The organism is Pseudomonas tohonis (genome assembly GCF_012767755.2).
In the GTDB taxonomy this organism is placed as follows: domain Bacteria; phylum Pseudomonadota; class Gammaproteobacteria; order Pseudomonadales; family Pseudomonadaceae; genus Metapseudomonas; species Metapseudomonas tohonis.
On record NZ_AP023189.1, the window covers coordinates 5,951,427 to 5,964,645 of the forward strand.

Consider the following 13,219-nt stretch of genomic DNA (forward strand, 5'->3'; position numbering starts at 1 on the left):
AACGAGCGCACAGCCCCGAAGCGAATAAATAGCGAACCGGCGCGCCTCGCTGATGTCCAAGCGCTGTTATTTACAGCGGATCATCAAGGACCTTCAGCATGTTCATGCGCGCGCTCCTGCTCGCGGCCGCTCTGGGCTCGATGTCCGGCTGCGCCACCAAGATCGAGAACCCGACCGACTACATCACCTACCGCAACGAACCCCTGGTGCGGCAGGTGGAAGAGGGCATGACCAAGGAGCAGGTCCAGGCCATCGGCGGTCGTCCGTCCTCCATCGTCCAGCGCAGCGTCCACCCCGGTTCCTGCAACAATTACATCCTCAACCACGAGGGGCAACAGCAGGCGTATCACGTCAGCTTCGGCACCGCTGGCCGTGTCCAGCACAGCGGCTTCATGACCTGCCGCCAGCGCGAGGAGGTCGAGCGCCAGCGCCTCGACTGAACGGCCCCCGCCACAGATTTCCTAAACTTTTCCCGCTTCGTATCACTCACATTCCAGGTAGGGCCGCGACGCCAATGGCCGCCAGAGCCAGGCACCAGGCCCGATTAGCCAAGGAGAAACGTGATGAGTGACGTGCAACTTACCGATGTGAACACCCTGCGCCAGCGCGCCCGGCAAAACGTGCTGGACGGCGCCGTGACCGAGGGCTACCACGCAGACCGCCCCACCGTGCTGCGCCTGCTCAACGAAGCGCTGGCCACCGAGCTGGTCTGCTACCTGCGCTACAAGCGCCACTACTACATGGCCAATGGCCTGAAGGCGAGCATCGCCGCCAGCGAGTTCCTCGAGCACGCCCAGCAGGAACAGCAGCACGCCGACCGCCTGGCCGAGCGCATCGTGCAACTGGGCGGCGAGCCGGACTTCAACCCGGCCGGCCTGGAGGCCCGCTCCCACGCCCAGTACGTGGCCGGCAAGGACCTGCGCGAGATGGTCACCGAGGACCTGATCGCCGAGCGCATCGCCATCGACAGCTACCGCGAGATCATCCAGTTCCTCGGCGACAAGGACCCGACCGCGCGCCGCCTGTTCGAGGAAATCCTCGAGCAGGAGGAAGAGCACGCCGACGACATGGCCGACATCCTCGCCGACCTGAAGTAACCCCTACCCACCTCGTAGCCCGGGCTCCGGCCCGGGTCACGGGCATGCCGCAAGCCCCCGCGAAGAAACCACCCTACGCAACCCGACACCACGGCGCCGAACATCATCCCGTTGGGCCTCGCTGTGCTCGGCGCCGACCTACGCAAACCGGAAGGTCCTGGGCCTCAGTTGGCCTTGCGCATCTTCTCCAGCAGCGGCGCGCAGGTGTTGGTGACGTCCCCACCACCGCTGGGGGCGACCAGTGCCAGCAGCCCGGCGGCGGGTGCCACCACGGCGCCGAGCACCACCATGCCGGCACCCCGGGCGATCAATGGCACCGCCTTGACCCCGGCGTCCGGCTTCTTGAAGGTGCCGCGCACGTAGAGCGGCGAACGCAGGGAGAAGATGCGCACGCCCTTGGACTCCGGGGTGACGGTCAGGTCCAGGCGCTCGCTGGCCAGGTTGGCCGAACCGTCGACCTGGATCAGCGCGTTCTCGGTATCGAAGATGAACACCCGTGGCGTCACCAGGCCCTTGGCCAGCTTGAGGTCGGCAGCGGCGCAGTTGATCTTCACCTCGTCGTCGCCGAACAGCTTGCCGACCAGGTAGTTGCCGACGTTGAGTCCGGCGATCTCCATCAATCCGCGGCTCACCGCGCCGTCGTTGACCAGCAGCTTGAGGTCGCCGTTGGCCGTCCCCAGCAGAGCCGCCACCGAGTTGCCGGTGCCGGCCAGGTCGGCGTCGCCGTTCAGCTCGCCGAAACTGGTGCGCATCGGCTCGAAGGTAGGAAACAGCTGCTTGAGCTTGAAGTGCCGCGCGCTGAGGCGGGCGCGGCCCTGCAGGGGCACGCTGCCGCCGTCCAGGTGGATGGTGGAGTCCAGGGTGCCGCCGGCCATGCCGAAGCGCAGGGGCTCCAGGCTCAGCTTGCCGTCGTCGAGTACCACGTGGGTGTCGAGGTCGTTGAAGGGCAGCTTGTCACTGTGGACGATGCGCTTGCCGGTGAAGCGCACGTCGGCATCCATCTGCCGCCAGCGCTCGGTGCGAAACGCCTCCACCGGCAGCACCTTGTCCGCCGGCTGCTTGCCGGCCACGCCGCGCTCCTTTTTCTCGGCGTTCGAGTCGGCGCCGATCAACGGCGCGAGGTCGGCGAAACGCAGCTGGTTGGAGGTCAGCGCGCCGGACAGCTTGGGCCGGGGCGGGTGGGCGACGTAGTGCAGGTCGCCATGGATGTCGCTGTCGCCAATGGCACCGTTGAAGCCCTGGTAATGGAACTGCGGGCCCGCCGGGTCCTGCAGCTGCGCCACCAGGCGGCCGTCGGTGGAATAGGCCGGCGTGTCGGGCAGGGTCACACCGGTCAAGGGGTAGAGGTTGCCCAGGCTGTCGCCGGCCAGCTTCAGCCGCAGGTCCAGGGCGCCCAGGTGGGTCGGGTCGGTGAGGGTGCCGGCCAGGGCGATGCGCGTGGCGCCGATGCGCAGGTCGGCCTGCAGGGGAAACGGCTTGCGCGCATCCTTCAGGGCCAGCAGCCCGCCGATCTTGCCGCTGCCGTCCAGCGCCTGGCCCTTGTAGCTGCCCTTGGCCGTCCAGCCGAAGGCGTAATCCTGGGGCGCATCGCCCTGCTCCGCCACCTTGCCGGCGGCCTTCTCGCCAACGATGTCACTGAACGGGATCGGCTTGCCCAGCGGGTCCACCAGCAGTTCCAGGCGCGTCTGCGAGGGCTGGTCGTCGACCTTCACCTGGCCCTTGTCGAAGCCGATGGCGCCGATGTCCAGGGTCCAGGCGGAAGGCTCCTCGTCAGCCTGCTCCGGGGAGCTGGCGAGCGTGTCGAAAGTCCAGTTGTCGCGGCCGTCGGCGCGGCGCCTGAGATCGGCGCGGGGCTCGGTGAGATCGATGCGCGGAATGGCCACGGTCTTCCACAGCAGCGGCAGCGGCGACAGGCTCGCCTCCACGCGCCTGAGGGTGACGAACGGCTGCTTCCCGGCCCACTCGGGATTGCCCAGGGTCAGGTCCTCGGCCGTCACATGGGGCCAGGGCACCCAGGCACGCAGGCCGGGTTCCGAGGGCTCGCGCTGCCAGCGCACACTGAGGTCGCCGTTGATGGCGAAGGGGCGACCCAGGGTTTCCGAGACCCGGGCATTGAGGGTCGGCTTGATGCGGTTCCAGTCGAACGTGGCGACGAACACCACCAGGGCGGCCAACAGCAGCACCAGGCTGGCGGTGGTCCAGGCGAGGATTCTGCGTCCGCGCGTCATGCACTTCTCCTAACTCTAGCGGTGCCTTGCCCCAAGACCACCAGGGGCTGCACACGAGGCGTCTTGTTCTATCGACTGGCAAACGGGACGGATGACTCCGGCAAATGCAGCGCAAAAATCATCACCGCGCGCAGCCTATACCGCCCGCGACACCGGCAGAAAGGCCTGGATGGGTAGGTAAGCACCTGATCCAAAACAGGTTTTCCAATCATCATCGGCATCGATGCCGACTATCGCGAGTGATCACTTTTTAATCGCCTGGCCGTCCGTAACATGGGCCCCGTAGCCACTTGCTACCCCCCACACCCCAGGAGATACCGACATGAAAACCCAAGCCATCGCCACCCTGTTCCTCACCGGCCTGTTCGCCATCCCGGTCGTCCAATCCGCCGTTTCCTATCCGCTGGTCGCCGAGGGCGAAGGTGCCTACATGGTCATCGACCGTGTCGCCGAAGGCGGAGCCGAGCGCACCCTGAACCGCGTTGCCGAAGGCGGTGCCGATCGCACCCCGGGCTTCCGCGTTGCCGAAGGCGGTGCCGACCGCACTCCGGGCTTCCGTGTCGCCGAAGGCGGTGCCGATCGCACCCCGGGCTTCCGTGTCGCCGAAGGCGGTGCCGACCGCACCCCGGGCTTCCGTGTCGCCGAAGGCGGTGCCGACCGCACCCCCGGTTTCCGTGTTGCCGAAGGCGGTGCCGACCGTACTCCCGGTTTCCGTGTCGCCGAAGGCGGTGCCGATCGCACCCTGGGCTTCCGCGTCGCCGAAGGCGGTGCCGATCGCACCCCGGGCTTCCGTGTCGCCGAAGGTGGTTCCGACCGTTTGCTGCAAGCCCACGGTGTGGTCTGAATCCACACCGGCTTCACCCAGTAGTCAAAGCCCGGCACCGGCCGGGCTTTTTATTGCCCGCCACGCCATGCCGCCCAGGCAGCACGCCACGCCCTGGCGCCTGCGAGATCACTCCGGCAACCGCTCATCACGCCCATCGATGCAGAGCAGGAAAGGCCCTCTGCAGCCCGGCGAGCAAGGCCTGAAATGTCCACCAAACCATTGATTCACAAGGCTAAAGGCAACCATTAAAGAGATCGATGCTTACTATTGGCCGCCTTCACTTCTGGCCTTTCCGGGTGCTCCGTAACATTGGCTCCGTAGTCACTTACCAGCCCCCCACGAGGAGCCACAGATCATGAAAGCCCATGCCATTGCCGCCCTGTTCCTGACCAGCCTTTCCGCCACCGCCTTTGCCCTGCCCTCCGAGCCGCAACCGGTTCTGGGCGAGTCCCGCGACAACAGCGGTTTCATCCAGGTCGTCGAGCCGGTTGCCGAAAACGGCTCCGATCGCACCCCTGGCCTGCGCGTCGCTGAAGGCGGTGCCGAACGTACCCTGAACCGCGTTGCCGAAGGTGGCGCCGACCGCACTCCTGGCTTCCGCGTTGCTGAAGGCGGTGCCGAACGCACCCTGAACCGCGTTGCCGAAGGTGGCGCCGAGCGCACTCCTGGCTTCCGCGTCGCCGAAGACGGCGCTGACCGCACCCCTGGCTTCCGCGTCGCCGAAGACGGTGCCGACCGTACCCCTGGCTTCCGCGCCGTCTGAAGTGGGTTCGCTCACTGCGGCGAGAACAGACGCACCGCCCATACGGCGGCCCTCCACGGAATGAAAGCCCGGCACATGCCGGGCTTTCGCATTTCAGGGCTCAGGCAGGCACGGCGGGCGGTGGCGAACGGTAGATCCAGATGCGCTTGAGCACGGTGGCGAACTGCACGGAAAGCCTGCCGCTGTTGTAGACCTGGCCATAGCGCCGGGCGATCTCCTTCACCTCCACCGCCAAGGCGGCGTAGCGACGGGCCGGCAGGTCGGGGAACAGGTGGTGCTCGATCTGGTGACTGAGGTTGCCGGTGAGGATGTGCAGCAGCGGGCCCCCGGCGAGATTGCTGGAACCGCGCAGCTGGCGCAGGTACCACTGGCCCCGGGTTTCGCCCTCCAGCACTTCGGGCGGGAAGACCACGGCCTTCTCGGTGAAGTGGCCGCAGAAGATCACGGTGAAGGTCCACAGGTTGCGGATCAGGTTGGCCAGCGCATTGCCCGCCACCACCGCCCAGGCATTGGCACCCAGGGCCAGTGCGACGAGGGGGAAGAACAGGTAGTCCTTGACCAGTTGGCGCAGCACCTTGGCGTTGAACTGGCGCAGGCGCGGGCGCAGCTCCTCGCGGCTCATGCGGCCCTTGAAGTACTGGTCCAGGCGCAGGTGCTGCACCGCCACCGAGAACTGGAACAGCAGCGCCTGCAAGGTCACCCACAGCGGCTGCCAGCGGTAGAAGGGCTTCCAGCGCTGCTCGGGGAACAGCCGCACCAGCCCGTAGCCCACATCGTCATCACGGCCGAGCACGTTGGTGTAGGTGTGGTGGACATGGTTGTGCGTGTGTCGCCAGAAGTCGGCGGGGCCGACGATGTCCCACTCATAGCGCTGCCCGGAGAACTCCGGGTCGTTCATCCAGTCGTACTGGCCGTGCATCACGTTGTGGCCCAGCTCCATGTTCTCGAGGATCTTGCCCAGCCCCAGCAAGGCGCTGCCCAGGAGCCAGGTGGGCGGGAACCAGCCGAGCAGCAGCAGGAGCCGGCCGGCCCAGCAGCAGAATCGGGTCACGCCACGGATGCGGCGGATGTAGCGGGCGTCCGCCTCGCCCAGGTCGTCCAGGGTGCGCTGGCGCAGGGCGTCCAGCTCGGCGGCGAAGGCCCGCAGTTCCTCGGGGCCCAGTTCTCGGTCGATACGCATGTCGTTCTCGCTCATCGAGGCGTTGCCGGCATGACGCCGGTTCAGAGGTCGAGCACCAGGTCGCCCATGGGCGCACTGACGCACAGGCGGATGGGCTGGCCCGGTTCGGCGGACAGCGCGCCGGTTCGCACGTCGCGCACCGTGCCGCTGACCAGCTTGCAGGTGCAACGGGTGCAGACGCCCTGGCGGCAACCGTGGGCCGGGCGCAAGCCATGGGCCTCGGCCTGCTCCAGCAGGTTGTAGCGGCTGTCGCCCTGCATCTCGCTGCGCGAGCGGGCGAAGCCCAGGCGCACCTGGCGCGCGGGTTCGTCCGGGTTCACCGCGGGCGCGCTGAAGGCTTCCAGTTGCAGAGCGCCCCGCCGGGGCTCGGCCTGCCACCACTGGCGCACCCGGGAGACGAAGCCATGGGGCCCGCAGGCCAGCAGGTCGCTGGCGTCGATGTGCTGCACGTGGTCCGGCAGGAAGCGCCCGGCCAACTCGTCGGCCGCCGGCGTCTCGCCGCTGATCGCCCAGCGCACGCTGAAATTCGGATGACGACGCGCCAGGGCCTGGAGCTCCTCGGCGAATGCCCGCTGGCCGCGTCGGCGCACGTAGTGCAGCAGCGTCACCGGCGCCGCGAAGCCTTGCGCCAGGGCCTCGCGCAGCACGCCCAGCAGCGGTGTGAGCCCGCTGCCGGCCGCCAGCAACAGCACGCCATCGGCCCCCGGCGGCCAGCGCAGCTCGCCCTCCGCCTGGCCCATCTCGACCCGCGTGCCGACCTCGAGGAAGTCCAGCAGGCGGTTGGACAGGCGCCCGCCCGGCTGGCGCTTGATCGCCAGCTCCACGCGGCCGTCGGCATGCACCGCGGTCAGGCTGTAGCTGCGTCCCAGCCGTACGCCATCGACCGTCTGGTGCAGTTGCACATGCTGACCCGGGCGCCAGCGCCGGGCGTTGCCGTTGACGCGAAAAGTCAGCGCGAGCATGTCGTCCGCGACCCAATGGCGCGCCTCCAGGCGGGCGAAGACCCGGTTGAGACGCAGCAGCGGGTGCACGCGGGAAAGGAAGAAATCGACCTCGGCTTCACGCAGCCAGGCGCGCTCGGCGAGCGCCCGCAGGGGCTTGAGGCCGGGCGCCAGGTGGCGGGCGAGGGATAGGGGAATGAGGGGCATCGGCAACACCAGTGAACACTTGTGCACTAGCCTGCATGAGCACCCCACTTTCAGTCAACAACCGTTCACTGAATGCGGTTCGCACCGGCAGGGGGCATTTGCTAGAGTGCGGCGCATCCACACCCCCGCGAACCGGCTCCATGACCCCACGCTCGGAACAGAAACAGCAGACCCGCCACGCCCTGATGGATGCAGCGCGCCTGCTGATGGACAGTGGCCGCGGGTTCGGCAGCCTGAGCCTGCGCGAAGTCGCCCGCACCGCCGGCATCGTGCCCACCGGCTTCTACCGCCACTTCGCCGACATGGACCAGCTCGGCCTGGCCCTGGTCAGCGAGGTGGGCGAAACCTTCCGCGACACCATCCGCGTGGTCCGCCACAACGAATTCGAGATGGGCGGGATCATCGACGCCTCGGTGCGCATCTTCCTCGACGCGGTGAAGGCCAATCGCGGCCAGTTCCTCTTCCTCGCCCGCGAGCAGTACGGCGGCTCGCAACCGGTACGCCAGGCCATCGCAGCACTGCGCGAGCGCATCACCGACGACCTCGCCGCCGACCTCAAGCTGATCAACCGCATGCCGCACCTGGACGACCCGGCGCTGGACGTGGTCTCCGACCTGGTGGTCAAGACGGTGTTCGCCACCCTGCCCGAGCTCATCGATCCGCCCGCCAAGGGCCTGGCCCCGCACCTCACGCCGGCGGCCAAGATGATCCAGCAACTGCGCTTCATCATGATCGGCGGCAAGCACTGGCAGGGCCTCGGCAGCGCCAGAAGCTGACCGACCCGACAGCGCGCACCAAAACGGCCCGCCACGCACCACGACGAAGCATTCCGGCGCCCCGGGAACTGGCAGACCGCTCCCTGCGCCCCGCAACACAAGGGTTCAGCCCTCTTGGCAAGCACCTTGCTCTAGCACCGGCATTGCACACTGCCGGGACCTCCCATGCTGGTCATCCAGGAAAGAACCGAACCCCGCGCGAGCTGGGACGCCGAACTGCTGCTCACCTATGAAGCGCGCAGCAAGAGCCGCCTGCGCTGCTTCAGCGTGGCCGGCGAAGACGTCGGCCTGTTCCTCGAACGCGGCCAGCCGCCGTTGCGCGACGGCGATTGCCTGCTCGCCCAGGACGGTCGCGTAGTGCGCGTCAGCGCCCGCCCCGAGGCGCTGCTCCACGTCACCTGCGCCAACGCCTTCGAACTGACCCGCGCCGCCTACCACCTGGGCAACCGCCACGTCGCCCTGCAGATCGGCGACGGCTGGCTGCGCCTCCTCGACGACTACGTGCTGCTGGCGATGCTCGAACAGCTCGGCGCGCGGGTCGAGCGCATCGAGGCCGGCTTCCAGCCCGAGCACGGCGCCTACGGCGGCGGCCACCACCACTCCCACCACGGCGACGCCGACTTCAACTACGCGCCGCGCCTGCACCAGTTCGGAGTGCGCACGTGAACCCGGCCTGGCAGCTGCTGCGCCTCGCCAGCCCCCAGCTGCCCATCGGCGGCTACAGCTACTCGCAAGCCCTGGAGCTGGCGGTGGACCAGGGCCTGGTGGACGACCCGCAGAGCGCCGAACGCTGGATCACCGACCAGTTGCTGCTGAACCTCGCGCGCTTCGAGGCACCCCTGCTGCTGGCCCTGTGCGAGGCCGCCGCCGACGCGGACTGGGCCCGCTTCAGCCACCTCGGCGAGTGCCAGCGCGCCAGCCGTGAAACCCGCGAACTGCAGTTGGAGAACCGGCAGATGGGCTACTCCCTGCAGCAATTGCTCGAAGGCCTGCCGGAGCTGGATGCCCCGGCCCGCAGCGCCCTCGACGCCCTGCACGAGCCCGTGCTCGGCTGCGCCTGGGCGCTGGCCGCACGCACCTGGCGCATCACCCCGCAGGACGCCCTCGCCGCCTGGCTCTGGGGCTGGCTGGAGAATCAGCTGGCGGTACTGATGAAGACCCTGCCGCTGGGCCAGCAAGCCGCCCAGCGCCTGACCTCCGCGTTGTTGCCGGCCCTGCAGAAAGCGCAGGACACGGCCACCGCGCTTCCCGAAAACCAGTGGGGCAGCGCCGCCTTCGGCCTGGCCCTGGCGAGCATGGCGCACGAGCGCCAGTACAGCCGTCTGTTCCGTTCCTAGGAGAGCAACATGCACAGCCAACCCCTGCGCGTCGGTATCGGCGGCCCCGTCGGTTCCGGCAAGACCGCCCTCACCCTGGCCCTCTGCCGCGCCCTGCGCGACCGCTACAACCTCGCCGTGGTGACCAACGACATCTACACCCAGGAGGACGCCCAGTTCCTGGTGCGCAACGAGGCCCTCGACCCCGAGCGCATCATCGGCGTGGAGACCGGCGGCTGCCCGCACACGGCGATCCGCGAGGACGCCTCGATCAACCTCGAGGCCGTCGACCAGCTCAACCGCCGCTTCCCCGGGCTCGAGCTGATCATCGTCGAGTCCGGTGGCGACAACCTCTCCGCCACCTTCAGCCCCGAGCTCTCGGACCTGACCCTCTACGTGATCGACGTCTCCGCCGGCGACAAGCTGCCACGCAAGGGCGGCCCGGGCATCTGCAAGTCCGACCTGCTGGTGATCAACAAGGTCGACCTGGCGCCCATGGTCGGCGCCTCCCTCGAGGTGATGGACCGCGACGCCCGCAAGATGCGCGGCGACAAGCCCTTCGTCTTCAGCAACCAGAAGGTCGGCCAGGGTCTCGACGAGATCATCGCCTTCATCGAGAAGCAGGGCCTGCTCGGCGCTGCCTGAACCGACTCACAAGGAGCTTCACATGACCCTTCGCAAAGCCCTCTACGCCCTCGCCCTGTTCCTCACCCCGGCACTGGCCTTCGCCCACCCCGGGCATGACGCCTCGGGCCTCGCGGCCGGCATCGCCCACCCCATCACCGGCCTCGACCACCTGCTGGCGATGCTCGCCGTCGGCCTCTGGGCCGCGCAGCAGCAGGGCGCCGCGCGCTGGGCACTGCCGCTGACCTTCGTCGGCACCATGCTGCTCGGCGGCCTGCTGGGCTTCGAGGGCCTGGAACTGCCCTTCATGGAAACCGGCATCGCCGCCTCGGTGCTCGCCCTCGGCCTGCTGGTGGCCGTGGCCGTGCGCCCGCCGGTGTCCGTCGCCGTCGGCCTGACCGCCCTGTTCGCCCTGGCCCACGGTGTCGCACACGGCCTGGAGCTGCCCGAGCTGTCCAGCCCCTGGGGCTACGCCGCCGGCTTCGTCGCCGCCACCGCCGCCCTGCACGCCGCCGGCTACGGCCTGGTGCGCGCGCTGCCGCAAGCCGCCGCCCCGCTGGTACGCATCGCCGGCGGCGCCTCCGCCCTGGCCGGCGCCTGGCTGCTGGCGGGCTGAATCCCCGCGTTGCACCGGCCTGCCAGGGGCTCCCCCATCCTCCCCTGGCCGGTCGCCCCCCTCGAAGACTCCACCCGCACGAAAGCGCAGCGGCGGGCATCGCCTTGGCGTCACGCTTTTGTCATAGTCCTCGCGTCTGATTCGGCACGCCCGTCCCTCTTCCTCGGAATATCGCCATGCGCTTCGCCCGTTTCCTGCTCGTCCCCCTGCTGCTGGTCGCCATCGCCCTGGTGGTCCTCGTCCTCACCAGCAAACCGGCGTCGCCACCGGCGGTGATCCAGGCGCTGGGCGACAAGCCGCTGGTGATCGCCCACCGGGGCGGGCGCGGGCTGTGGCCGGAAAACACGCTGTTCGCCTTCGAGCGCGCCAGTGCCCTGGGCGTGGACATGCTGGAGATGGACATCCGCCTGACCGCCGACGGCAAGGTGGTCGTCCTGCATGACGCCGACGTGGACCGCACCACCGACGGCAGCGGCCCCATCGCCGGGCTGACCCTGGAACGCGCCCAGGCGCTGGATGCCGGCTACCACTGGACCGCCGACGGCGACGAGAACCACCCGTATCGCGGCCAGGGCATCCGCATCCCGACCCTGGACGCGGTGCTGCAGGCCTTCCCGGAGCAGGCCAAGGTCATCGAGATCAAGGTGCCCGACGTGGGCCTGGAGGATCGCCTCTGCGAGGCGCTGACGGAGGCGAAGCAGCGCGACAAGGTGATAGTCGGCAGCTTCTACGAGCGCAGCCTGAAACGCTTCCGCGACCAGTGCCCGGACGTGGCCACATCGGCCAGCCCGGGCTCGGTGAAACTGCTGGTGGCGCTGAACTGGCTGGGCCTCGGCCGCCTGCTGTCACCCTCCTACCAGGCGCTGCAGATCCCCGAGCGCAGCAGCGGCCTGGAGGTGGCCACGCCGAGCCTGCTGGCCACCGCCATCGACCGCGGCCTCAACGTGCAGATGTGGACCATCAACGAGCAACCGGCCATGCGCCACCTGCTGGACATGGGCGCGCACGGCCTGATCACCGACTACCCGGATCGCGCCCTGCAACTGCTGGGGCGATCCACCCGCATCACTTCGCTGAACGATCAATAGCGAAGCCGGCCCAGGTCTGGCTCACGGGCATCAGCTCCAGGGTGTTGATGTTGATGTGCGCCGGCTGGTTCAGCACCCAGAAGATGGTCTCGGCGATGTCCTGCGGCTGGATCGGCTCGGCGCCGGCGTAGGTCGCGTCGTACCTGGCCTGGTCACCACCGAAGCGCACCAGGGAGAACTCGCTCTCGCACAGCCCCGGCTCGATGTCGGTGACGCGCACGCCGGTGCCGACCAGGTCGTTGCGCAGGTTCAGCGAGAACTGCCGGACGAAGGCCTTGGTGCCGCCATACACGTGGCTGCCCGGATAGGGGTAGCTGCCGGCGATGGACCCCAGGTTGACGATGCCGGCGCCGCGCCCGTGGGCGATCAGCTTCGGCAGCAGCAGGCGCGTGGTGTAGAGCAGGCCTTTGATGTTGGTGTCGACCATGGTGTCCCAGTCATCCAGGCTGCACTTGGGCGCCGGGTCGGTGCCCAGGGCCAGGCCGGCGTTGTTGATCAGGCCACGCAAGGTGCCGAAGCGCTCCGGCAGGCCACCGATGGCCGACTCCATCGCCGCGCGGTCACGCACGTCGACCACCAGCGGCAGCACCTCGACCTTCTCGCCAAGCTCCTCGGCCAGCGCCTTCAGGCGCTCCTCGCGGCGGCCGGTGATCACCAGCGACCAGCCCGCCTCGGCGAAACGCCGGGCGCAGGCCTCGCCGAAGCCGGAAGTGGCGCCGGTGATGAACAGGGTGGACGTCATGGAAATCTCCTCGAATCGATGGCGGCGGCACGCCCTTCAGGCGTCGCCCGGCCGGTTGGGCAGGAAGGCGTCCACAGTGCCAGAAACCTGCCTCTCTCTCCTAGCCCGGGCGCCGGTTGCCGGACGCGTGCCGCACCGTTCGGCAGAGCCCTTGCCAGGCCTGCATCCGGGCCATCCATACCCAGCTTATCCACAGCTCGATAACAGCTTGATCCACAGTTATCGGGTACAAGCCCGGGCATGGCACGGACGCCTGCGCAGGCTTTTCCTGTTTTCCTCAAACCCAGCAGCTGCGCCGCTTGCAGGCCAGCGCGCCGTATGGGAATGGCTGATTTTCGACCAGCCCGCGCCAGCCCCTGGCGATACTGGCGCCTGGCCAGGGCTCCAGAGCTTGCCCACAGAGTTATCCACAGCTCGCGGGGATAACTGCGAGGGCACTTCAAGGGGCACTGGCAAGTAACTGTTCCGCTTGAAAAAAGCATGACTGTACGAATCTCGACCAGACCGCCCGGACGACCGCCGGTCCGGCCCAACAGCCACCTGCCCACACCTTTTCCACAGTTCGCTCCACAGATTTTGTGGGCGGCCCGATGGAGGGCGCTAACGCACTGTAGGGGCGAATTCATTCGCCAAGCAGCGCGTAGCGCTGCCTAGAAGCTTCGCGAGCAGAGCTCGCTCCTACAGGGCGTCCCAGGGAACCGTCGGGTTGCACCCGACCGGCATCGCGCCGCCAATCCCGTAGGTTGGCGCCGAGCGCAGCGAGGCCCAACGGCGCAACGCCGGCCCCCACTTAACGCGCCACCCGGCACCTGCTT

At 68.4% G+C, this 13,219-nt stretch carries 14 protein-coding genes; 10 read left to right on the forward strand and 4 right to left on the reverse strand.

Features of this window, described 5'->3' with window-relative positions; all coding sequences use genetic code 11:
* Positions 1-98: 98 nt before the first annotated feature.
* Complete coding sequence (osmE, locus tag HSX14_RS27335; RefSeq protein ID WP_173171465.1) at positions 99-440, forward strand: osmotically-inducible lipoprotein OsmE; 342 nt, start codon at positions 99-101, stop codon at positions 438-440.
* 123 nt (positions 441-563) lie between these two features.
* Positions 564-1,097: a ferritin-like domain-containing protein gene (locus HSX14_RS27340; RefSeq protein WP_173171463.1), complete on the forward strand. Its 534-nt coding sequence runs from the start codon at positions 564-566 to the stop codon at positions 1,095-1,097.
* A 164-nt stretch (positions 1,098-1,261) separates the two neighbouring features.
* Here HSX14_RS27340 and HSX14_RS27345 read toward each other — a convergent pair whose 3' ends face one another.
* Positions 1,262-3,325, reverse strand: a complete 2,064-nt coding sequence (locus HSX14_RS27345) for an AsmA family protein (RefSeq protein WP_173171461.1) — start codon at positions 3,323-3,325, stop codon at positions 1,262-1,264.
* 322 nt (positions 3,326-3,647) lie between these two features.
* Here HSX14_RS27345 and HSX14_RS27350 point away from each other — a divergent pair, with 322 nt between their 5' ends.
* Together HSX14_RS27350 and HSX14_RS27355 are read left to right on the forward strand one after the other, a co-directional pair.
* Entirely contained in the window at positions 3,648-4,169 is a 522-nt protein-coding gene (locus HSX14_RS27350) for a hypothetical protein (protein ID WP_173171459.1), read from the forward strand.
* A 337-nt stretch (positions 4,170-4,506) separates the two neighbouring features.
* On the forward strand, positions 4,507-4,914 hold the full coding sequence (locus HSX14_RS27355) for a phage infection protein (protein WP_173171457.1): 408 nt from the start codon (positions 4,507-4,509) through the stop codon (positions 4,912-4,914).
* 100 nt (positions 4,915-5,014) lie between these two features.
* Here HSX14_RS27355 and HSX14_RS27360 read toward each other — a convergent pair whose 3' ends face one another.
* Complete coding sequence (locus tag HSX14_RS27360) at positions 5,015-6,094, reverse strand: fatty acid desaturase family protein (RefSeq protein ID WP_173171455.1); 1,080 nt, start codon at positions 6,092-6,094, stop codon at positions 5,015-5,017.
* Positions 6,095-6,135: 41 nt separating this feature from the next.
* Entirely contained in the window at positions 6,136-7,242 is a 1,107-nt protein-coding gene (locus HSX14_RS27365; RefSeq protein ID WP_173171453.1) for a ferredoxin reductase, read from the reverse strand.
* A 140-nt stretch (positions 7,243-7,382) separates the two neighbouring features.
* Here HSX14_RS27365 and HSX14_RS27370 point away from each other — a divergent pair, with 140 nt between their 5' ends.
* From HSX14_RS27370 to HSX14_RS27395, 6 genes are all read left to right on the forward strand, one after another.
* A complete protein-coding gene (locus HSX14_RS27370) occupies positions 7,383-8,018 on the forward strand; it encodes a TetR family transcriptional regulator (RefSeq protein WP_173171451.1) in 636 nt (211 codons plus the stop codon).
* A gap of 165 nt (positions 8,019-8,183) precedes the next feature.
* Positions 8,184-8,684 (forward strand): urease accessory protein UreE, encoded by a 501-nt coding sequence (gene ureE / locus HSX14_RS27375; RefSeq protein ID WP_173171449.1) that lies wholly within the window; start codon positions 8,184-8,186, stop codon positions 8,682-8,684.
* Positions 8,681-9,355 carry an urease accessory protein UreF gene (locus tag HSX14_RS27380; protein WP_173171447.1) on the forward strand — a complete coding sequence of 225 codons (675 nt, stop codon included), beginning with the start codon at positions 8,681-8,683 and terminating at the stop codon, positions 9,353-9,355. Before ureE ends, HSX14_RS27380 begins: the two co-directional genes overlap by 4 nt.
* Before the next feature lie 9 nt (positions 9,356-9,364).
* Complete coding sequence (ureG, locus tag HSX14_RS27385; protein ID WP_021222421.1) at positions 9,365-9,979, forward strand: urease accessory protein UreG; 615 nt, start codon at positions 9,365-9,367, stop codon at positions 9,977-9,979.
* 22 nt (positions 9,980-10,001) lie between these two features.
* Positions 10,002-10,574 carry a HupE/UreJ family protein gene (locus HSX14_RS27390; RefSeq protein ID WP_173171445.1) on the forward strand — a complete coding sequence of 191 codons (573 nt, stop codon included), beginning with the start codon at positions 10,002-10,004 and terminating at the stop codon, positions 10,572-10,574.
* Between the two features lie 176 nt (positions 10,575-10,750).
* Positions 10,751-11,662 (forward strand): glycerophosphodiester phosphodiesterase family protein, encoded by a 912-nt coding sequence (locus tag HSX14_RS27395; protein ID WP_173171443.1) that lies wholly within the window; start codon positions 10,751-10,753, stop codon positions 11,660-11,662.
* Here HSX14_RS27395 and HSX14_RS27400 read toward each other — a convergent pair.
* Positions 11,640-12,404 (reverse strand): SDR family oxidoreductase, encoded by a 765-nt coding sequence (locus HSX14_RS27400; RefSeq protein ID WP_173171441.1) that lies wholly within the window; start codon positions 12,402-12,404, stop codon positions 11,640-11,642. The two genes, HSX14_RS27395 and HSX14_RS27400, sit on opposite strands and share 23 nt — an antisense overlap.
* Between the last annotated feature and the right edge of the window lie 815 nt (positions 12,405-13,219).

Excerpts from the sequence above, each read along its gene's own strand:
- ureG (WP_021222421.1), top strand. The coding sequence starts at position 9,365 with ATGCACAGCCAACCCCTGCGCGTCGGTATCGGCGGCCCCGTCGGTTCC.
- HSX14_RS27350 (WP_173171459.1), top strand. The coding sequence starts at position 3,648 with ATGAAAACCCAAGCCATCGCCACCCTGTTCCTCACCGGCCTGTTCGCC.
- HSX14_RS27370 (WP_173171451.1), top strand. The coding sequence starts at position 7,383 with ATGACCCCACGCTCGGAACAGAAACAGCAGACCCGCCACGCCCTGATG.
- HSX14_RS27400 (WP_173171441.1), bottom strand. The coding sequence starts at position 12,404 with ATGACGTCCACCCTGTTCATCACCGGCGCCACTTCCGGCTTCGGCGAG.
- HSX14_RS27340 (WP_173171463.1), top strand. The coding sequence starts at position 564 with ATGAGTGACGTGCAACTTACCGATGTGAACACCCTGCGCCAGCGCGCC.
- HSX14_RS27355 (WP_173171457.1), top strand. The coding sequence starts at position 4,507 with ATGAAAGCCCATGCCATTGCCGCCCTGTTCCTGACCAGCCTTTCCGCC.
- HSX14_RS27360 (WP_173171455.1), bottom strand. The coding sequence starts at position 6,094 with ATGCGTATCGACCGAGAACTGGGCCCCGAGGAACTGCGGGCCTTCGCC.
- osmE (WP_173171465.1), top strand. The coding sequence starts at position 99 with ATGTTCATGCGCGCGCTCCTGCTCGCGGCCGCTCTGGGCTCGATGTCC.
- HSX14_RS27365 (WP_173171453.1), bottom strand. The coding sequence starts at position 7,242 with ATGCCCCTCATTCCCCTATCCCTCGCCCGCCACCTGGCGCCCGGCCTC.
- HSX14_RS27395 (WP_173171443.1), top strand. The coding sequence starts at position 10,751 with ATGCGCTTCGCCCGTTTCCTGCTCGTCCCCCTGCTGCTGGTCGCCATC.
- HSX14_RS27390 (WP_173171445.1), top strand. The coding sequence starts at position 10,002 with ATGACCCTTCGCAAAGCCCTCTACGCCCTCGCCCTGTTCCTCACCCCG.
- ureE (WP_173171449.1), top strand. The coding sequence starts at position 8,184 with ATGCTGGTCATCCAGGAAAGAACCGAACCCCGCGCGAGCTGGGACGCC.
- HSX14_RS27345 (WP_173171461.1), bottom strand. The coding sequence starts at position 3,325 with ATGACGCGCGGACGCAGAATCCTCGCCTGGACCACCGCCAGCCTGGTG.